Annotated in this window: 17 protein-coding genes; 14 read left to right on the top strand and 3 right to left on the bottom strand. The window is 42.1% G+C overall.

Annotation, left to right across the window (positions count from 1 at the left end):
* Window positions 1-128: 128 nt before the first annotated feature.
* From tmk to SYN7509_RS0212985, 3 genes are all read left to right on the top strand, one after another.
* A complete protein-coding gene (gene tmk, locus SYN7509_RS0213000; protein WP_009632625.1) occupies window positions 129-758 on the top strand; it encodes a dTMP kinase in 630 nt (209 codons plus the stop codon).
* Between the two features lie 2 nt (window positions 759-760).
* Window positions 761-1,726: a DNA polymerase III subunit delta' gene (gene holB, locus SYN7509_RS0212995; RefSeq protein ID WP_009632626.1), complete on the top strand. Its 966-nt coding sequence runs from the start codon at window positions 761-763 to the stop codon at window positions 1,724-1,726.
* Window positions 1,727-1,837: 111 nt separating this feature from the next.
* Window positions 1,838-2,512 (top strand): hypothetical protein, encoded by a 675-nt coding sequence (locus tag SYN7509_RS0212985; protein ID WP_009632627.1) that lies wholly within the window; start codon window positions 1,838-1,840, stop codon window positions 2,510-2,512.
* A gap of 37 nt (window positions 2,513-2,549) precedes the next feature.
* Here the strand turns inward: SYN7509_RS0212985 and SYN7509_RS0212980 are convergent, their stop codons facing one another.
* The gene (locus tag SYN7509_RS0212980; protein WP_009632628.1) at window positions 2,550-2,744 is read right to left on the bottom strand and encodes a hypothetical protein; all 195 of its coding nucleotides are present in this window, start codon (window positions 2,742-2,744) and stop codon (window positions 2,550-2,552) included.
* A gap of 59 nt (window positions 2,745-2,803) precedes the next feature.
* On the opposite strand from SYN7509_RS0212980, the gene SYN7509_RS0212975 reads away from it, so the two are divergent.
* The 6 genes from SYN7509_RS0212975 (at window position 2,804) to SYN7509_RS0212950 (ending at window position 11,489) form a co-directional block, all read left to right on the top strand.
* Window positions 2,804-3,790, top strand: a complete 987-nt coding sequence (locus tag SYN7509_RS0212975; protein WP_009632629.1) for an ABC transporter ATP-binding protein — start codon at window positions 2,804-2,806, stop codon at window positions 3,788-3,790.
* Window positions 3,791-4,154: 364 nt separating this feature from the next.
* Complete coding sequence (locus tag SYN7509_RS0212970) at window positions 4,155-5,303, top strand: response regulator (RefSeq protein ID WP_009632630.1); 1,149 nt, start codon at window positions 4,155-4,157, stop codon at window positions 5,301-5,303.
* Window positions 5,300-5,665, top strand: coding sequence for a response regulator (locus tag SYN7509_RS0212965; RefSeq protein WP_009632631.1), 366 nt, complete (start codon window positions 5,300-5,302; stop codon window positions 5,663-5,665). Before SYN7509_RS0212970 ends, SYN7509_RS0212965 begins: the two co-directional genes overlap by 4 nt.
* Before the next feature lie 8 nt (window positions 5,666-5,673).
* Window positions 5,674-6,159 (top strand): chemotaxis protein CheW, encoded by a 486-nt coding sequence (locus tag SYN7509_RS27660; RefSeq protein ID WP_009632632.1) that lies wholly within the window; start codon window positions 5,674-5,676, stop codon window positions 6,157-6,159.
* Complete coding sequence (locus tag SYN7509_RS30700) at window positions 6,156-8,810, top strand: methyl-accepting chemotaxis protein (RefSeq protein ID WP_009632633.1); 2,655 nt, start codon at window positions 6,156-6,158, stop codon at window positions 8,808-8,810. The genes SYN7509_RS27660 and SYN7509_RS30700 overlap by 4 nt, the downstream gene beginning before the upstream one ends.
* Complete coding sequence (locus SYN7509_RS0212950; protein WP_009632634.1) at window positions 8,811-11,489, top strand: hybrid sensor histidine kinase/response regulator; 2,679 nt, start codon at window positions 8,811-8,813, stop codon at window positions 11,487-11,489. It begins immediately after the preceding gene.
* Window positions 11,490-11,684: 195 nt separating this feature from the next.
* Here the strand turns inward: SYN7509_RS0212950 and SYN7509_RS0212945 are convergent, their stop codons facing one another.
* Entirely contained in the window at window positions 11,685-13,175 is a 1,491-nt protein-coding gene (locus SYN7509_RS0212945; RefSeq protein ID WP_009632636.1) for a polysaccharide biosynthesis/export family protein, read from the bottom strand.
* Window positions 13,176-13,410: 235 nt separating this feature from the next.
* On the opposite strand from SYN7509_RS0212945, the gene SYN7509_RS0212940 reads away from it, so the two are divergent.
* Window positions 13,411-15,054 (top strand): alpha/beta hydrolase, encoded by a 1,644-nt coding sequence (locus SYN7509_RS0212940; protein WP_009632637.1) that lies wholly within the window; start codon window positions 13,411-13,413, stop codon window positions 15,052-15,054.
* A 277-nt stretch (window positions 15,055-15,331) separates the two neighbouring features.
* Here the strand turns inward: SYN7509_RS0212940 and SYN7509_RS0212935 are convergent, their stop codons facing one another.
* A complete protein-coding gene (locus SYN7509_RS0212935; RefSeq protein WP_009632638.1) occupies window positions 15,332-16,057 on the bottom strand; it encodes a fasciclin domain-containing protein in 726 nt (241 codons plus the stop codon).
* Between the two features lie 435 nt (window positions 16,058-16,492).
* Between SYN7509_RS0212935 and SYN7509_RS0212930 the strand changes: the two genes are divergently transcribed.
* The 4 genes from SYN7509_RS0212930 to SYN7509_RS0212915 all read left to right on the top strand — a co-directional run bounded on the left by SYN7509_RS0212930 (window position 16,493) and on the right by SYN7509_RS0212915 (window position 21,007).
* Window positions 16,493-16,771, top strand: a complete 279-nt coding sequence (locus SYN7509_RS0212930) for a GlsB/YeaQ/YmgE family stress response membrane protein (protein ID WP_009632639.1) — start codon at window positions 16,493-16,495, stop codon at window positions 16,769-16,771.
* 254 nt (window positions 16,772-17,025) lie between these two features.
* Window positions 17,026-17,817, top strand: a complete 792-nt coding sequence (locus tag SYN7509_RS0212925; RefSeq protein WP_009632640.1) for a glutathione S-transferase family protein — start codon at window positions 17,026-17,028, stop codon at window positions 17,815-17,817.
* Window positions 17,818-17,915: 98 nt separating this feature from the next.
* Complete coding sequence (locus tag SYN7509_RS0212920; RefSeq protein WP_009632641.1) at window positions 17,916-19,637, top strand: helicase HerA domain-containing protein; 1,722 nt, start codon at window positions 17,916-17,918, stop codon at window positions 19,635-19,637.
* Between the two features lie 386 nt (window positions 19,638-20,023).
* Window positions 20,024-21,007 (top strand): RNA polymerase sigma factor, RpoD/SigA family, encoded by a 984-nt coding sequence (locus SYN7509_RS0212915; RefSeq protein WP_009632642.1) that lies wholly within the window; start codon window positions 20,024-20,026, stop codon window positions 21,005-21,007.
* Window positions 21,008-21,055: the final 48 nt, after the last annotated feature.

Genomic DNA, 21,055 nt, shown 5'->3' with positions numbered 1-21,055 from the left:
CGGCTCAAAACATGATGGTTGGTGCTAAAAAGATAAAGTTTGAATGAAGTATCTTTAACTTTAACTTAAACTTATCGAGCGAGTAGATATCTAGCTGAGAATAATAATTCAAGTAAAGCGTTTAAGTTATGGTTGGTAAATTAATTGTATTTGAGGGAGTAGAAGGCTGTGGCAAAACTACCCAATTGCAGAAAACCTATTTGTGGCTGCAAGACAAGTTTTCCAATCAAAAAATATTGACAACCCGCGAACCAGGAGATACAGAGTTAGGGCTAGGTTTGCGGCAATTGTTACTATCTTTAAAAAACCAACAGCCAATTTACCCCGCCGCCGAATTGCTATTATATGCTGCCGACCGCGCCCAGCACGTTCAAGAAGTTCTGCTGCCAGGACTTGCAACTGACACAATTATTTTATGCGATCGCTATACAGACTCAACTATCGCCTATCAAGGTTACGGTAGGGATTTGCCGCGGGCAATTATCGACCAACTTAACTTGTTTGCTACCAATGGTTTAGAAAGCGACCTAACTATCTGGCTAGATATAGATGTAGAACTAAGTTTACCCAGAACGCGACTACGAGGAACTAGCGATCGCATTGAGCAAGCCGATTTAGCTTTCCACAAACGAGTTCAGCACGGTTACAATCAGTTGGCGCAAGCTTTCCCGCACCGAATTAAGCGCGTAGATGCTAGTTTAGACGAGCAAGCAGTACAAGGGCAAATTAGAGCAATTCTACAGCAACATATTATTTAAAAATGAATTTTTTTGCCCCGTTAATCGGACAACCCCAAGCTGTTGAACTCCTAAATCAAGCTATTATCCAAAATCGCATCGCTCCTGCTTATTTATTTGCTGGAGTAGAGGGAATTGGACGGAATTTAGCAGCGCGGTGTTTTATCGAGCAATTATTTTGTCAGCACCTCCCCAAAGCCGAACAAACCCCAATTCAAAATCGCTTGCGCCAAGGCACTCACCCCGATGTACTTTGGATACAACCAACTTATCTATATCAAGGACAACGTTACAGCGCCGCCGAAGCCACCGAAAAAAAGCTCAAACGCAAAGCACCACCAATTATTCGTACTGAGCAAATTCGCGAAATTGCTCAATTTCTTAGCCGCCGTAGTGCGATCGCCTCTCGTTCTATAGTAGTTATTGAAAAAGCGGAAACCATGGCAGAATCGGCGGCCAATGCTTTACTCAAAACCCTCGAAGAACCAGGACAAGCCACCTTAATTTTAATTGCCCCTAGCACCGAATCCCTACTACCGACTCTAGGATCGCGCTGTCAAAAAATCCCTTTTTATCGCCTCAATTTTACCGCCCTCTCTCAAGTATTACGTCAGAGTGGGCAGGAATCAATTTTGTCAGCCTATCCAGCAATTTTGGCAACTTGCCAAGGGAGTCCAGGAAACGCAATTTATGCGGTGCAGATTTGCCAAGCAATTCCTCCGGAACTAATCCACTCCTTAGAACAATTGCCTCGTTCGTCGCTCCGCAATACTTTAGAACTTGCTCGTCAAGTAGGCGCATTAGAGCTAGAAGCGCAATTATGGCTGCTAGACTATTTGCAACAGCAATATTGGCAGCAATTTTTAGCTGGCAAAATTTCCCCTCCTCCTTTAGCTCAACTGGAAAAAGCCCGCAAATATTTACTTAGTTTTGTGCAACCGCGTCTAGTCTGGGAAGTAGCTTTAATCGAGCTTTCAGCCATTAGTTAAGGGCAATGGCAAAAACCACTTTGTCAACTTTTGCCAAAATAATTAGCAAAAGTTGCCAATATAGGCAAAAATAAAATTGATTTGCCAGCGAATCAATTTGCACAAATAGGCATGACTGAACAAGCAATAGATAACAATAATGACAGTGGATTTCTCTTAGTCCTCTTGCCGATCGCAATTTTGATCATTTTCCTATTTGCCACTTGGCCAATTATCCTATTCCTACTTTTGCTAAGTGTAGGGTTAAATATTTGGCAGCAATACCAATGGCAAAAATGGAGCAAACAAGTTGACCCGCTTTTTTACCATCTTATTCAACTAAATCAAGGCGCAATTACTCCCCTTGATTTAGCAATGAAAGCTAACTTTAGTGCCGTAACAGCCAAACGCTATCTAGATACAAAAGCTCAGGAATTCGGCGCTCAATGCCGCAATTACGATCGCCAAGACGCGGTGTATTACTTTATCACTGCCAGCATTCTTGGCAATATTTTAGATAACAGCGAACCTGTACCCCAGTTAGCAGAAGTTAAAGAAACGCCAACCTCTGTAGAGGCGGTAGCTGCTTTTTTACCTAGGGTTGAGGAGCCTTTGGTAGCTCAGGAATTATCAAGTACAGGTTTGATTCAATCAGAGCTTGCCAAACGCCTTGATGTCCATTCCAGCACTATCTACAAGCGTAGAGACGATCCAGATTTTTCGGCGTGGACACATAGCCGCGATCCTGAAGGGATTTCTTGGGTTTACTTGCCAGAAACACGGCTATTTTCTCCCTTAGAAACCTAGAGTAAATTAGGGGCGAACAACTATTCGCCCCTTTAAATTAATTAGTATTACCAAAAAACAGTTGATTTTTTACTCCTTGAGTCCCTAGAGTGATACTTTGTACCGTCAACGATTGGGGAGCGGGGAGCATTTCACCGCGAAAATCCAAAAATTGGACAATAACTAAATAGACAATTCCCAACATCAACGAGATCGCGCCAGTAATTACCGCAACAAATTTTGATCGATCCATCTATTTCCTTGTGATTCGAGCCTATATTAGATATTTTAGAAGACGTTTTTATAAGTTAAATGAAGTCAACTATCGACTGTGCCGAGCTATCTGATTTGCGATCGCATCCAACTGTAGTAGAAACTTTCGATCTAAGCAAAGTCTATCGCACTGGTTTTTGGCTAAATCAAAAAATTGCTTCCCTCAAAGGTTGCTCTCTTAATGTCGTGCAAGGGGAAACCTTTGGGCTATTAGGACCCAATGGAGCCGGAAAAACTACACTATTAAAGCTGCTATTGGGTATTATCCGCCCAACTTCGGGGCGTGGATTGCTGCTAAATCAGCCTTTGGGAAATCGCGCTACTAAGCAACGTCTAGGCTACTTGCCAGAAAATGCCTATTTTTACGACTACTTGACTGGCTGGGAATGCTTGCAAATGACGGCGGGACTATTTCAAATTCCCACCCAAGTGCAGCGATTGCGTATTCCTCAACTACTAGAATTAGTTGGATTACCCTACACCGCCGCCCGGACTAAGCAGATGCGCCAATACTCTAAAGGTATGCTTCAGCGTATAGGGATGGCGCAAGCTTTAATTAACGATCCAGAAGTAGTATTTCTCGATGAACCAATGTCAGGACTCGATCCGCTTGGACGCTACCAAATGCGGAATATTATTTTGTCCCTCAAACAGCAAGGCAAAACAATTTTTTTTAACAGTCATATCTTATCGGAAGTAGAGCAAATTTGCGATCGCGTGGCAATTCTCGACCGAGGCGAATTAATTTGCAGTGGTTCTATTGACCAACTGTTAGGCACTGCCAACGTCTACCATGTCAAGGCTCAAGGTGGCAATGGAGATTTACTTAGCAAATGGGTAATCGATCTTGCTTGGGAACGAGACAACTACTGGCATGGACAAATTCTTACAAAAAACATTGATGACTTTCTCGCCAATTTATCAACGCTTGAGATCAAAATTATTAGCTTAAATTTATCTCGCCCTTCTTTAGAGGAGTTCTTTTTGCAGCAAGTCAAATTGCCAGACATTGGGCGATCGCCCTAAGTTATAAAATTTTAATAAACATATTTATTAATATAGTTAAGTTCCGAATAATTTTGGGACTATAAATAACACTGCTAACCTGCATTTTAAGTAATTGTCCCGATCGTCTGGCTTACTTTATCAATAGATTAGTAAAAAATTTACTATAGTAATTTCCCTGATACTAGGCGCTTGTTAACCAAACTTATCAGTATAATCTCGGTTACAAATCGATTGCAGATAGCAGTATTTTTAAAAGTAACTCAGTGTTGATAGAGTTGGCAAATGACTTCTAAAGTTATTGTTTTACTGCAAAGATTTTGAGTTATTTATTTTTATCTAACATAAGCCTTGTTTTATGTATCCTCCTATAGGAGTTTTCCCAATGGCTGAAACCGTTGAACCGCAACCTAAGCCAACTGCATCTGCCCCAAAAAATACCTCTGTAGCTAAAGCTTTGCAAGACATTAGCAGAAAAAAGCTTTCTGGGCAACTAACAATCCGCGATCCCAATTCTGATGCTTTGTTTTGGCGAATTTATGTCGGTAGCGGGCATATTCACTATGCAAATAGTGCTATAGGACAACAAGAACGCCTAACGTATCTCTTACAGCAGCACCATACCCGACTAAAATCTTTTAACCTCAGTAATTTTTCTTCAGATTACCAGTACTTATGTAATTGTTGGCAATCAGGTCAACTATCTTTACAGCAAGTTCGTCAACTACTTTTTTTGTTATCTCAAGAAGCGCTCTTACAAGCTCTTAGTTTACCAAACGTTCAATTAGGATTTGATAAAAAAATTGGACTAGATCCATTATTACTATCTGTTTCTTTACAACAAATTGCTGCAAATATCCAAACTCCGCTTAATCAATGGAAACAAATTCAACCAGAAATTCAATCTCCTTATCATAAACCTTATATAAAAGATGTTCAAAAATTTGCCCAAGCTGTTTATCAACGAAAAACTGGTAAACCGCAGCAAATTGAATCGTTAACCCAAGCCCTAAGTAAAAACCATTGCTTTTACGAAGTGGCGCATCATTTAAAAATGGATGTTTTAAAATTAGCCACTTTCTTACAACCATTTATTCGCACCGATATTGTAGGTATCAATCCTTATCGCAGCGCTCAAAATGACCAAAGACTTGTAGTTGCTTGCATTGATGACAGTAAAACCGTTCAACGGAATGTAAAACTAATTCTGGAAACGGCAGGTTATCGAGTTTTAGAACTAATGGAACCCGCACGAGTGCTAACAATGCTAGTACGAGATAAGCCTAACTTAGTATTGATGGATATTTCTATGCCAGAAATAGACGGTTATGAACTTTGCCGAATGTTGCGCTTATCAACGGCACTAAAAGAAGTTCCTATTGTGATGTTGACGGGTAGAGATGGGTTAGTAGATAGAATTCGCGCTCGGATGGTAGGGGCTACAAATTATATTACTAAACCATTTCAGCCGGAGCAGCTACTAACTGTTGTTAATCAATTAATTACTTCATCTTCGATGGAAATAAATCAATGAAAACTGTATTGGTAGTAGAAGACTCTCGCGCGGAACAAAGGTTAATTGTTTTGTTATTGCAGCAATCTGGATTAACAGTTGCCTTAGCTGAATCTGCCGAAGCTGCTTTAGTTTGGCTGGCAGAAAACGAACAGCCCAATCTAATTGTTTTAGATATTGTTATGCCTGGAATCAGTGGCTTAGACCTTTGTCGGCAAATTAGAAGCAATAGTCAGCTTAAGGATATACCCATTGTTTTTTGTTCTTCAAAAGAGCAAGAATTTGATCGATTTTGGGCTTTGCGTCAGGGAGGAAATGATTATATAACAAAGCCTTTTGCCCCTAATAATTTGGTGCAAACAGTTTGCAAGCATCTTAATTAACTATCGTTATGATAAATGATTATTTTTGTGGTCAATTGCGCCAATCAATAAATGTTTTGTTTCCTTTAGAGAGTACCGAAGAAGTAATAGCTTTGACCTATGGCGAAATTTGTCCTGTCCCTGGAGTTTCGTCAGCTTTAATTGGAGTCGTAAACCAACGGGGTAAATTGCTCTGGGTTTTAGACTTAAGTGATTTATTACAAATAGCTCCAGACAAAGAAACTAGGAGATCGCCAGATAATTTAACATTATTAGTATTAAATGACAATAAAAATAATGGGCAGCAAATAGGTTGCGTAGTATCGACTTTAAAAGGAATTATTCCTTTAGACTTGGCAGAAAAATCTTTGAATCTAACTTCTTTTTTAGAGGGGGAGTTTATTAAGACAAGTATCATGTTTGACAATGAAAAGTACGCAGTTATTGATGTTCAAGCAGTTCTAAACAATATTTTTGACTCACATTATTTTAATAACTTGGCAGCCAAATTATGAAAACTACAAACCACAATATATTTAACACAACTTCTCAAGATATTGAATCTTTAATCAAGTCACTGCAAGAAGAAGTTGAACTAGATCCTAGCGATTTAGTCAGTAAAATTAGTCTAGCTACAGTTTTAGAACAATCTAATCGAAATCAAGAAGCTAAATCGCTATATCAAGAAGTAGTTGATGCCGATTCAACAGGTTCTATGGGTGCGATCGCCCTCAAAGCTTTAGAAACCTTAGACCTCCCCCAAAGCGGTCTATTGGAGCCATCAAAGGAAATTACGGAAAGTGGTTTGCCACTTCAAGACGATCAACAAGAACTGTCCCAGCCAAAAGTAACTCGAAGAAAGAAAAAAAAATCTCCCATCCAGTGGTTTTATAACTTACCAATTAGCCGCAAGCAGCTAATAGCTTTACTAGCTTCAGAAATATTGTCAGTAATTGCCCTAGGGATGGGATCGAAATACGCGATCGAGACGGGTTTAAGAAGCCAGTTACTTAATCAAGCCTCGTCAGAAGTAGCAGTTACTGAGATTAACTACAATATTAAAGTCAACCAAATGGGGTTTGGATTTCGCGGTCAGTCCGATAATAGTGCGATCGTCAGTGCGGCAAAAGCTGCGGCGGAAAACAAGCCGATCTCACAGCCATTGCGAAGCCAAGTTGACAAAATTCTTAAAAATGAAATCACCGCAAGAAAAATTGAGTATGCAACGTTAGTTGGCAAGGATCTACGCATTATTGTTGGGGCTAATGCCAATCGCCAAGGAGAAGTTTTTAACCCGAATAATTTGGTTAAAGAAATTTTCAGCAACCAAGGGCAAATCAAAGCTAACGCGATTGTCAAATGGAGCGAGTTGCAAAAAGAAAATCCCCCTTTACCCGCAGGTTTTGCCTATCGAGATGCCTTGATTCGTTATACAGTTACGGCGGTAAAAGACCCAGTAACCAAGCAAGTAATTGGAGCTTTGGTTTCCGGAGATATTGTTAATGGCAAACTACCAATTGTTAAAGACACACTAAAAGCCCTTGATGGCGGCTACAGCGCCATTTACGCCCACAAACCCGCAACCAAAGATTTTTCTGTGGTCGCAGCCTTAGACCAAGGAAAAGCCAGCATAGAGCAAGCAGTACCAAATACTACTTTGCAAGATTTATCTTTGCTCGAAGCCGCCGTCAAAGCCGATGGTAAAACTGTAACTTCACGGTTAAAAGTTGGCAGTCAAATCTATACATTGGCAGCTATAGCTCTACCAAATGTTATTAGAGAAAATGGTTCAGTTTCGCTCGGCAAAGAAAATCAAGAACCCGTAGCAATTTTAGTGCGTGGAACCCGTGAAAACGCCGTCGATGAACTACTGGAAAAAAGCGTAATACAGGGATTTACGGTGCTGATTTTGGCAGTAGTAATTATTACTGCTTGGGCAATGATTTTGCGGCGGGCTATTCCCAAGCCTATTGAAAACCTGCGCCAGACGGCTCAAGAATTTTCGGCGGGCGATCGCACAGCTAGAGCGGAAATTTTTGCCACAGACGAGATAGGACAATTAGCCATGACCTTCAACCAAATGGCAGATAGTGTTAATGCTTCCGCCACTGCTTTAGAAGAACAATCGCGTTTGCGTCAAGCAGAAGCAGATTTCCAACGCCAAGAAAAAGAAAGTCTCCAACAAGGAGTCATTGCATTTTTACTTGATATTGAAGACGCTCAACAAGGAAATTTAACTGTTAAGGCCAAAGTAGATGAAGGCGCAATTGGTTCTATTGCTGATGCTTTTAACACCACAATCCGCAGTTTAAGAGAGATTGTTACCCAAGTAAAAGCTGCCACCAGCCAAGTACAAGCATCTACTTTTAGTAGCGAGTCATCGGTGGCAAAACTATCTACCGAAGCCACAACTCAGGCACAATCTGTAAATCAAGCCCTGAACTCCGTAGAAGAAATTGGGCAATCAATTCAATCGGTAGCCGATTCTGCCCAAAAAGCCGCCGCGATTGCCCGTCAAGCTGTAGAAGCAGCTAAAGAGGGTGGCGAAACGATGGATTTGACTGTAGGCAGTATCCAAAATATCCGCTCTAGCGTCGCCGAAACTTCAAAAAAAGTCAAACGACTAGCGGAATCCTCTCAAGAAATTTCTAAAGTTGTCAGCATTATTTCGGGAATTTCTGAAAAAACAAACCTATTGGCGTTCAATGCCTCCATTGAAGCCGCCCGCGCTGGAGAACACGGACAAGGTTTTCGCGTAGTAGCCGACGAAGTCCGACGCTTGGCGGAACGAGTTACCGATTCAACTAAAGAAATTGAGCAATTAGTTAATACAATTCAACAAGAAACCGCCGAAGTGTTGCAAACAATGGAAGCGAGTACAACGCAAGTAGTGACAGGAACGCAGTTAGTAGGCAAGACTAAACTAACTTTGGAGGGTCTAGCTAATATTAGCAACACCATTGACGAACTGCTTCAGTCAATCTCCGCAAGTACCGTATCGCAGACGATCGCCTCTCAAACTGTAAACCAGAATATGCACGAAGTCGCCGCGATCGCTCTGAATACTTCCCAAGAATCGGAAGCTGTTTCGGTATCTTTGAAGCAGTTAGTCGGTGTCGCCGAAGAATTACAAAACTCTGTATCTCGCTTTCAGGTAGAAAAATAAATGGTACTAGATGCGACCAGTTTAAAAGCAATTTTACTTGAAGCTCGTTCTTGCTTTTTGTACGAGGATGCGCCCGATTATCTAGAAATGCTAGAGCAAGGAATGCAAAAGCTACTAACTTTTGCCCGTAACCCCTCTAGCGTCAAACCTGGAGAAATAAAGCTTGAATATACGGTATTGATGCGGGCGGCGCACTCAATTAAAGGGGGTGCGGGGATTGCGGAACTGCCAGCTTTACACAAACTCGCTCACAAGTTAGAAGACTTGCTAGAAGCCTTAAACGAGGGTAGGGTACAAGACCAAATAGATACTGCTCACGAACTATTGATTATTGGTATTGAGCAAATAAAAGAATTGGTTGCTGAAGCTATAGCTAATCCAGAAAGCCCGGTAATTGTGGATGATTCCCAACTACCGATTGCGATCGCTCTAGATGGCTTTTTGCAAGAATTAGCTCCCCGTCAAGAGGAGAGCGAAGACATGGCTTTTGCCGCTATGGCGGTTAATCCTTTTATTCTCAAAACAGTTTTAGAGATTGACTTAGAAGAATGTCTGCAAAGAATTGAAAAATTGTTAACCCCGCCCGTCCAAGTAGCCGCGCTTAAACAGGGATTGACGGGTTTTGTTGAAGAATGTACTTTATTAGGACAAACTTTAAACCTAGAGTGGTTAATCGCTGGAGCCGAGACAGTCCAAAAGGTACAGAACGCTAAAGTTGAGCAACTTTTGGAGATGGTAACTAAAGAAATTGCTCAATTACGGGAAATGCGCTCAAAAACCCTCAACCCCGCTCCTCAAATCTCTACTCCTGTAGTGGCGGCAGAAAATCAACCTATCGCCCAAGTTGCTCCGGTTTTGAACTTGCGGATTCCCGTTACTAAACTCGATCGGATGAGCAACACGTTAGGGGAATTGCTGATCGGTCACGAGCGGTTATCTCTGTACCATTCCCAGCTACATCAAGCTAATTTGACCCTCAATAAACAGTCGCAGAAGCTCAATCCTATCAACGAACAAGTAAGAGTTTTTTATGACCAGTTAGCCAGCCCCCTAGCATCTTTAAATGCAAGTTTAGAAACAAGCGATCGCGAATTTGATGCCTTGCAATTTGACCAGTACACAGGCTTTCACTCCACCTTGCAAGATTTGCAGGAAGTTATGGTACGAGTGCAGGAAACTAAGTCAGATATTGAATTAATTACCCGCGACTTTCAATCAGGATTAGATCGATTGCGCCAGCAACTCGACTCTTTGCGCGGCGATTTGACTCAATCACGCTTAGTCCCGTTTAAATTTTTGGCTCAAAGGTTTGTTACCCCATTGCAAACCTTGAGCGATCGCTTTAGTAAGTCTGTCGAGTTAGAGATTATCAATCAAGAAACTTTAATTGACCAAGTAATTCTCGAACAATTGCAAACTCCCCTTACCCATTTAGTCCGTAATGCTTTCGATCATGGCATTGAAACCCCTCAAGAACGGCTCAACCTAGGTAAGTCAAAAACGGCGCAAATTACCCTCACTTCTCACGTCCAAGCCAATAAAGTTGTAATTGCGATTTCTGATAATGGGCGGGGTGTCGATACCCAAAAAGTCCTTCAGCGAGCGATAGAAACGGGTTTGCATAGTGCAAATGCTGCCGAGCTTACAAAAGAGCAAATTTTGCAATTTCTATTTATGCCGGGGTTTTCTACCGCCAACTCTGTAACCGATCTTTCCGGTCGAGGTGTGGGGTTGGATGTGGTTCGCCTGCAAATAGAGCGACTGCGCGGTACAGTCCAAGTTGCCACCCAAGTTGGACAAGGGACAACGTTTACAATTACGATTCCTCTAACTTTGAGCATTTTACCTTTGTTACTTTGCCGTTGTCAGCAACGCACTTTGGCGATTCCATCGGTAAATATTTTAGAAATTATTGCTTTAGCTGAGTTTTGCGATTATTCTTCCCAGCCAGAAACAATAATGTGGCAAGATCGCCCTACGCCCATATTTTGTTTGACAAAAATATTGCCTTACACTCGCGCCGATAGCGTTCCGGCGGCGGATCAATTTAACCAACACTTGGGAATTGTTTTAGATGTCGGCGATAAAGCCGTAGTTGTTGCCGTCAATTCTCTATTGGGAGAAAGAGAACTTGTCCTTAAGCCCTTCGATCCTACCGTTAAAGTTCCACCTTATATTGCCGGATGTACAGTGCTGGGGACGGGGGAAGTAGTTTCAGTTTTGTCACCAAACTACTTAGGTGAATTAATCGATCGCAAACAGCCGTTATTGACCCTTTCAAGTCCGGCGTTTAAGCCATCTTCCTCAGCCAAAGCCACAATTTTGATTGTGGATGATTCAATTGCGGTCAGAAAGTTACTAGACCAACTTTTGAGCAAGTCCGGCTATCAAGTTATGCAGTGTCGAGATGGAAAAGAAGCTGTAGAAGTCCTAAATCGGTCGGGGGACTTTTACGATCTAGTCATTTCTGATATTGAAATGCCGCGCATGGACGGATTTACTTTACTTAGAGAGATTCGTACTTCCAAAAACTGGTCTAACTTACCTGTAGCGATGCTGACTTCTAGAGAAAATGACCAACACCGTCAAAAAGCAAAGGCTTTAGGGGCAAATGCTTATTTTACTAAGCCTTTTGCACCAGACAAATTACTAGAGGCGATCGCTACTTTATTAAGGTGACAGCCTACCGCCGTCACCTTGACTATTACGGCGAGGGAGAGTTGCTGATTAGATGTTTGAATTTTGGCAACGAGACGTTGCATTGCAACGTCTCTACATTAGTTTTGAAATCACGGAAAATCAGTTTCATACCTGAATTCAGCAACACCAGATTAAAGAAGCGATCGCGCCTAGAATCTCTACCCCACCAGTTAGTTAAAGCCCAAATAACCTAAACACACTAAAAACATTGAGTAAAGGATTGCCCACCGCTCCTATAGTGTCTCCTACTCTGCCTAAGAAAGAGCGGTTGATCACCACAATATCGTTATTGCGGAGGATCGGATTAACTTCTTCGCTAATACCTTGGGCTAAGTTAACTCGGACTTGGCGTTTTGTAACTGAACCGTTCGGATTTAAACGAATCAAATCGACAGTAGTTCTCCTAGCTCTAGAATCGTTAAATCCTCCCGCCGCCAATATAGCCTGATTTAGGGGTGTATTGGCTGGTAGTTGTAACGTTGTCCCTCCAGCACCACCTGTTGCCCGCTTAACTTCGCCAATTACGCTGACTTGAATAGTTGCCGGCGAAAAATTGGCTGTAGCAACTACCGTACTTTCGGCGGGATTTTGTTCGGAAACTGTAGGCACAACAATGGTGTCTCCATCTTGAATTAGAGTGTCTTGATAAGAATCCCCAGCTAATAGTTGCCAAAAATTCAGATTAATAGTTTGTTCTGTGCCAGACTTCGTTGGGCGGCGTAATTGAATACCTCGCACGTCCGCTAGAGAATTTATCCCTCCAGCTAGCTGAATTGCCCGCGATACCGTAGGAAGTCCGCCCCCAGCGTTGCCGCCCCCTTGCTCGGTAGCGATCGCAGTGGCAGAGCCGCCAATTACTGTATAAGAGCCGGGACGGTTTACTTCGCCAACTACCGTTACAGTGCGGGGTCTATTCAGCGCTCCGGCAAAGCTGGCACTGGAAAATTGCCGGATTTCTCCTAAATTCACTGTCGATGCTACCGGGACATAAATTGTATCTCCATCGCGGAGGGTAATGTCTTGAGGCAAAATCCCAGATTGAATTAGTTGGGTTAAGTCAAGATTTGTAACTATTTCTGGGCCTAGTCCTTGTCGTCGTTTTAGCTGCACTTGGCGAATATCACCAGCTAAAGTTACCCCCTCCGCCAAGGTTAGCGCTCCTACTATTGTCGGATACTGAACCCCAGGATTGTCGCCCGCACCGCCTTGCAAACCTACGGTATAAGAACCTGGGCGATTTACTTCTCCAGCAACGACAACGTTTATAGGACGCGGTGAGACTAAACTAACGGTGACTAAAGGTCGTCGCAGGTAACGACCATATCTAGCAGCGATCGCTTCGGCGGCTTGTTCTTGAGTTAATCCTAAAATTGTTACACCACCAATTAAAGGTAGATATAGCGATCCGCCAGGGGGAATTTGATAGTCGCCACTATATTCTGGGACCTCAAACACGTTGATGCGGATGCGATCGCCACCTCCCAAGGTGTAATCTAGCGGCGGCTGTACGGGCGCTTGCTGTGCAGGAATTGGTAATGCAGGGGCGGGAGGCTGGTTTTGATTTAGCTGCGCTAGGCTAGGAACTGGATGAGCAACAGTTACTGTTGCTAAAATGGTCAAACTTGCAACGGTTCGTTGGACTACCGACGACACAATAAATACCATAACTGCTATGTATTAATTTCTCTAAGTTTTTAGTCTTCACTATTTTATGTTTTGTTTCCCTTATTTGCTTAAATAAGCAAATAAGTAATTTTTGATACTTAAAAAAGTAGATATAAAAGCTGTGAGCTTTGTTTAGGCATCAAAATTTAAGCAATTAACTATTAACATCCCTATTCTGGCTGAACACCGTCAAAACCAGAGGTGTACATAATAAAACAAAAGGGAAGTAAAAATTATGATTAAGCATAAATGGTTGTCTGGCGCTCAAGTATTTATTCAAGCCCATAGAGAAAAATTGTGGTACTTGGCGATCGCTCTGACTTTACAAGGATTTGCTACCCCAACTATAGCAGCCGAAAGAGTAACGCTAAAATTAGGAGCTTTTGAAAGTGCGATCGCTATTTCGGAATTAGAGCAATTTGCTAAAACCGGGGCTTTATCCTCACAATTGCAACTTTACTCGGCTTTTTTAACGCCCCAAGTGCGAGAAGTTTTAAATAGTCGCCTGCAAATCGATCCCCAGCAAGCCGATGGATATATTGCCCAGTTATCTAGTTCGCCCTACGGCAAACAGTTACTCAAATACTTAGGGGTAGCAGTTCCTGAATTGACATTACCGCAACTCCAAGCTGCCGTTACCATAGCTGCCCAGCAAGCTAATGGGGTCAGCGTCGTTAGTTTAATTAAAGCTTATCCCCAAGAAAATATTGTTATTGATGCAACTTCGGCGATCGCTTTAGCGGTAGAATTTAATCCCTCTTACTTGCAAAGTCAGGCGGTGGGGTTATCTTTAGCCGATAAGTTAGCCGTTACCAGTAGTACAGCTTTTAAACCTAGCTTTGACCCCGCCAAAAGTGGTAAAGCAACGGTACTAGAACAAACAATAGTTCTTCAAGATCGAAAACGCGATCGCACTATTCCTGTAGATATTTACTATCCTCAACAAAACTCTTTATTATCAGCTTTACGTCCAACGCCTTTAGTCGTAATTTCTCCAGGATTGGGAGCAAATCGCCAATTTTTTAGTTATTTAGCGCGTCATTTGGCAAGTCACGGGTTAACAGTCGCCGCCTTAGAACATCCCGATCGTCTAACAAAAAACCTATCTAATATCAGCAGCCCTAATCAGGTTTTACCAGCTACAGAGTTTATTAATCGACCTAAAGATATCAGCTTTTTGCTAGACCAGTTAAGCAATATTAATAGGCAATCAGGAGAATTACAAGGCAAACTAAACACGGAAACCGTTAGCGTTATTGGTCATTCTTTAGGCGGTTATACAGCTTTGGCGGTGGCTGGTGGAGAACTAAACTTGCAGCAATTGCGCCAAGCGTGTAAAAATCCAAATCCTTTAGCTCAATCACCTGCCGATTGGTTGCAATGTGGAGCAGCAAATTTAATTGATAGTAAACTGAAATTGCAAGATCGACGGGTAAAAAATGCGATCGCCCTTAATCCAGTAATTGGGCAACTATTTGGGGAAAATGGTTTAAACAAAGTCAGCGTTCCCGTTTTAATTTTAGCTAGTACGGAAGATGCGATAACGCCTGTACTCAACCATCAGTTACGCCCTTTCACTCAGCTTGGCGATCAAAAGTATTTAATTACAGCGATCGGTGGTACGCATTTAAGTGTTGGTAATCCCAATAGTCAAGCACTTACAGATACTGCGGTAATTAAAGAACGTCGAGGCGTAGAAGTGCAACCATTGCGGCAGCTAATTTCTGGGGTAAGTTTGGCATTTATTAACCAATTGACACCGGAAGCAAATAACTATCAAGCTTTTCTTACCCCTGCTTACGCTCAATCGCTATCTACCCCTAGTCTACCTTTGCGTTTGAGTACCGAGCTACCAAAATCAGTTATCGATCAACCTTGAGCAAATACCGACGATTTGAGCGTGCAAAATTAGTAATTGGTAATTGGTACGAAAGCGGGTGATACAGGAAAGTTGCAGAAATTGATAATAGCTTGCGGGGCTAGGATTCTCTTAGGTGGGTAGGCATCTTTTGGTTAGAATCCTTCCCCAAAAAATGCCGTACTACGTCTAGCACGAGCAAAAATGGAATTTTTATTCCCAACTTTGCCTCCCTACCCCGTAATGCTGAGAGTAGGAACTTCCGCACCTAAGTTAAAAACTAGCACTTAACAGTCTTTTAGATGTCTGGAGGCAAAATTACTTTATCGATGACATGAATTACACCATTACTAGCTTGAATATCTGGCTGAACTACTTTGGCTTCGTTCACCGATACACCTGTCGCCGAATCAACTTTAACGTTGATCGAACCACCCTCTACAGATTTTACTGCTCCAGACTTTAAGTCCGTAGATGTCACTTTTCCAGGAACTACATGATAAGTCAAAATTTTGACTAACAGGGCTTTGTTCTCTGGTTTCAATAGTTCTTGGAGCGCTTCTTGAGGTAAAGCGGCAAAAGCTTGATCCGTAGGAGCAAAAACTGTAAATGGACCCGCACCTTCTAATGTTGCCGTCAAATCTGCGGCTTTTAAAGCAGCCGTGAGGGTTTTGAAAGAACCATTAGCAGCCGCTAATGCTACTAAGTTTTCGCTCCCTGTTGACGCACCAGGAGTACCTTCTGTTGGCGCTGGTGCAGGGGTAGTAGCGTCGGGAACTGGAGCGGGGCTAGTTTCTGGAGTAGCTTCTGGTGTTGATGGAGTAGCTTCTGGTGTTGTTGTGGCTCCACCAGAGCGGTTGTAAGGAGGCTCGTTAAAAATACTTGGTCTAGGATTAAGCGCTCCTCCCCCAGACTGCTGTGCTTGTAAAGGAAATCCAATTAGAATGCTAGCACTAGCAATCCCTAGTATGTAAGCAACTTTTTTAAGTGAATTGCTGCTATTGTGCTTTTGACTTTTAATCATTGTTGTTTTCCTCTTATTTATTTCCGACTCTTGATAAGTTTTACAACATTTGCCTACAACTTTACAAAGGTTTTACACAAAATACAACCCACATCTAGCTAAAGACTGATATTTATTTTATTTTAGTTAACATCAATATTGGGCGATCGCGTTTCTTTAACTAATTATTTACAGTTAGTTAATAGCTAAAAAGTTATCAATTATTTTAATATTGCTTTGCTCTATAAACATCTTTAGCTTTTTTAACAAAATCTGCTTAATTATTTTTTTGTGAGCTAAATAAAACAGTTGGATAAAACGTTAAAAATAAATAATAAATAGACAATATTTCTATGCCTTTGGGTTCTTACTTACGATAGAGTGAAATCGATAATTGATAGTGATAACTTATACATAAGGAAACAGGGATATAAAAAACAAAAGGAGAAAACAAATATGTTTGGAATCTTAGCGTGGGTGGTTTTAGGTTTGATTGCAGGTGCGATCGCTAAAGCTATTTATCCAGGACATCAAGGCGGTGGTATTCTTGCCACAATGATTTTAGGTATTTTAGGTGCGCTAGTTGGTGGCTGGTTGGGTGGATTGTTCTTTGGTGGCGGTGTGGGAACAGCAGCTTCAGTAGGAGCGTTGACATTGCCTAGCATCATCTTTGCAGTAATTGGGGCAATCGTTTTGCTATTCATCTGGGGTTTAGTAACTCGCCGGACTGCATAACAAAATTGTGCAAAAACTAAATAACTATTGATACTCTCTCAATCTGTAGGTTGAGAGAGTATTTATTTTTAATAAAATAGCTCTCAAATAGACAAAAATCTAGCAACTAAATACAAAACTGCAATTGAATAACTAAAGAGGTAGAAAGAAGTAATTTTTGGAAAAATTTGCAGTTAGATTGTCAAAATAGACGGTTTTAAGGAATCATATAGTAAGTAAATTATTGACGCTTTAATTCAAAGCCACTACGCAAAATGATTGAATTGTACCAGTTTGAACTATCTCAGTATTGCGAAAAAGTGCGGCTAATCCTAGACTACAAAGGATTGGATTATCGCAAGATTGAAGTAACTCCAGGAATCGGACAAGTAGAGTTATTTCGGCTAACTGGTCAACGCAAAGTTCCAGTAATTAAAGACGGTGCTAATATAGTCGCTGATTCAACGGCGATCGCTAAGTATTTAGACGAAAAGTATCCCGCGCGTCCGTTACTTCCTACTGACCCCAAACAAAGAGGATTATGCTTGCTTATAGAAGAATGGGCGGATGAATCTATTGGGATAAAAAGCCGTAAAGCTCTATTTGGTGCGTTAAGTCAAGATCAAAACTTCCGCAAAGCTTTGTTACCCAATACTACGCCAGACTTACTCAAAGGCTTAGTAGAAGCCGTCCCCAACGATGTATTGAAAATTTTAGGTTTTGGAGTTGGCGCAAGTCCCGATATAGTAAAGTCCGCCGAAACTGACCTAAAACAAGACTTAGAAGCATTATGCTTGCTGTTAGCTGATAGTCCTTACTTAGTGGGCGATCGCACTACCCTTGCAGATTTATCGGTAGCTGGGCTATCAATGTTAATTAAGTTCCCCGATGGCCCCTATTTAGATTTACCCTTAAGTGTCAAAGGGAAAGGCGTACCAGGTTTAGCCGATGATCCAGCTTATCAACCATTTTTTAGTTGGCGCGATCGCTTGTACAGTCAATATCGCAAACTTACACCAGGCTCTACTACTACAGGTTCTGCCCCTACGTCGATTAATATTGACTAAAGTAGTACAAAAATATTATTTTACGGCTTTAATGGCTGACAGCTTGCCCTAATTGGCTCTAAGATAAGCCAATAACCCACGCAGTGCAAATAACTCGCATGAATTTGGGACAGCCATTAGGTTCAGTTACACAAGGTTCGCTCAGTGAAGGCTTAGAGGTGCGCTTGCATCCCGATGTCTTAGTCGAAGATATGCGCGTTGGCAAATTCCTAGTTGTCGAAGGAATGAAATCGCGTTTCTTTTGTATGCTGACGGATGTATGTCTAGGAACTTCTAGCCAGCGAATTGTTGCCAATCCGCCTTTACCTAGCGACGACTTTATGCGCGAAGTTTTGGCGGGAAGCGGTACTTATGGAACTATCGATCTTACACCGATGTTGATGTTTACCCCTGAATCAGACGAACCAGTTTTTCATAAAAATGGTCAATCGGAACATCACGGTGTAAGCGGATTAGCATCTTTTCAACCCCAAAGTAGCAGCAATATGGAACTGCTACCTGTCAAAACTATTCCCAGCCACTTTAGTCAAGTTTACGATGCCAGCGAACGCGATTTTAGAGCCGTATTTGGTTGGGAAGATGACCCCCAAAAACGCAACTTTGCGATCGGTCAACCTCTTGACATGGACGTACCGATATGTATAGACCTAGATCGATTTGTAGAACGTAGTAACGGCGTATTTGGCAAGTCAGGAACTGGTAAATCTTTCCTCACACGCTTGCTACTGTCGGGGATTATTCGCAAACAGGCGGCGGTAAACTTAATTTTCGATATGCACTCTGAGTATGGCTGGGAGGCAGTATCGGAAGGCAAGCAATTTAGCACCGTTAAAGGCTTGCGCCAGCTATTTCCGGGCAAAGTTCAGGTATACACCCTCGATCCGGCTTCTACCAAGCGCCGAGGAGTGCGAGATGCTCAAGAACTTTATCTAAGTTACGACCAAATTGAAGTTGAAGACATCATGCTGGTACGCAACGAATTAAACTTGTCAGAAGCAAGTTTAGAAAATGCCACAATTTTGCGTAACGAGTTTGGTAAGTCTTGGATTACTCAACTTTTAGCGATGGGTAACGAAGAAATAGAAATGTTTTGCCAGGAAAAACGGGGTAACAAGTCCTCAATTATGGCATTACAGCGCAAACTATTACGCCTAGAGGATCTTAAGTATATGCGGACTACTTGCCCGCATAACTATATAGATAAAATTTTGGCTTCCTTGGACGCTGGCAAGCACGTAGTTATTGAATTTGGTTCGCAGTCAAATATGCTTTCCTATATGCTGGCAACCAATACTATCTCTCGCCGCATCCATCACTCTTACGTCCACAAAGCCGAGAAATTCTTACAAAGCAAAAATCCGTGCGATCGCCCTCATCCATTAGTAATTACTATTGAAGAAGCTCACCGCTTTCTCGATCCTGCCACTGTAAAACAAACCATTTTCGGGATTATTGCCCGCGAAATGCGTAAATATTTTGTCACTTTATTAGTTGTAGATCAGCGTCCATCAGGAATTGACAACGAAGTAATGTCACAAATTGGCACAAGGATCACAGCTTTACTCAACGATGAGAAAGATATTGAGGCGATTTTTACCGGAGTTTCCGGCGGTCAAGCCTTGCGTAGCGTTCTTGCAAAACTCGACTCCAAACAACAAGCTTTAATTCTCGGTCACGCCGTACCCATGCCTGTAGTAGTCAGAACGCGCCCTTACGATCAAACTTTCTATACAGAAATTGGTGATGTTGCTTGGGAAGAAAAGCCCGATGAGGAAGTATTTGCCGCCGCGCAATTGGCTCAAGCCGATCTAGGATTTTAGCACTTCGTAATATCTCCCCATCTTGAAGCGCAAATCAGTACGGTTATCCGGTAGCTGTAATGCACGTATTTCTTCTCAAGTCAAGTCATCATATATAAGATAAGTGCGATCGCCTCTTTAATTCAAAGGGCGATTAACAACGCATCTTTTCTAAAACTTATGCAAATAACTAAATTTACACTATAATAAAGTCATACCGACTTCGATTAAGTTAACTAAGCCCAAGTGGACGGGAAACTTATTCTAGAGAGGCAGCGTCTCTACACCTTCTGTAGGATGTATGTTCAAACACTAATTAGTTAATGTCCAGTTAGATATAAGCTTTGATTCCTGTCCGGTTTTAGCCCTTTAGCATTCAAATTCTCTACGGAGTTGACGACGCACAAATGCCTACTGTTAACACCACTACCGAAACTAATAGAACCAAATTTACGGCAGATATGGTTCGTACCTATCTGCGAGAAATTGGTCGCGTACCCCTGCTAACCCGCGAACAAGAAATTATTTACGGGAAGCAAGTACAACAAATGATGTCGCTCCTAGAAGCTAAAGAAGCTCTGGCAAAGCAACTGCACAGGGAACCAACTTCTGATGAATGGGCGACTCAAGTAGATATCGCCGCCGCCGAGTTGCCAGAAACTATTAAGCGCGGTAAAAGAGCCAAGCAAAAAATGATTGAGGCAAACTTACGCTTAGTAGTGGCGATCGCCAAAAAGTACCAAAAGCGGAACATGGAATTTTTGGACTTGATCCAAGAAGGGACAATGGGACTAGAGCGCGGTGTGGAGAAGTTCGATCCGATGCGCGGCTATAAGTTTTCTACCTACGCTTATTGGTGGATACGCCAAGCCATTACCCGTGCGATCGCTCAACAAGCCCGGACTATTAGGCTACCTATCCACATTACCGAAAAACTCAACAAAATTAAAAAAGTCCAGCGAGAACTAGCGCAAAAATTAGGGCGAAGTCCTAATGCCAATGAAATTGCCATAGCCTTAGAGCTAGAACCCGCCCAAATTCGTGAATACTTGAATCTTGCTCGTCAACCAGTATCTTTAGATATCCGCGTTGGCGACAATCAAGACACCGAATTGCAAGATTTGCTAGAAGATGACGGCCCATCGCCGGATCATTTCATGACTCAAGAAGCCTTGCGTCAAGATATCGATAATCTATTAGCAGAACTTACACCCCAACAACGTTCAGTAGTCAGCCTACGCTTTGGTTTGGTTGACGGTAACGAATTGTCTTTAGCCAAAGTTGGCGAGAGACTCAACCTCAGTCGAGAACGAGTCCGTCAGCTAGAACATCAGGCTTTAGCTCACTTGCGCCGCCGTCGTGAGAACGTGCAAGAGTACATTGCTAGTTGAAGAAGCTGCCGCATTTTTTAGCTTCAATGAAATTGCGTACCTCCTAAA

It is taken from the genome of Synechocystis sp. PCC 7509 (assembly GCF_000332075.2).
Lineage (GTDB): Bacteria > Cyanobacteriota > Cyanobacteriia > Cyanobacteriales > Chroococcidiopsidaceae > Aliterella.
Note: the sequence above shows the minus strand (reverse complement) of the source record. Positions and strands in the feature narration are given on the sequence as shown.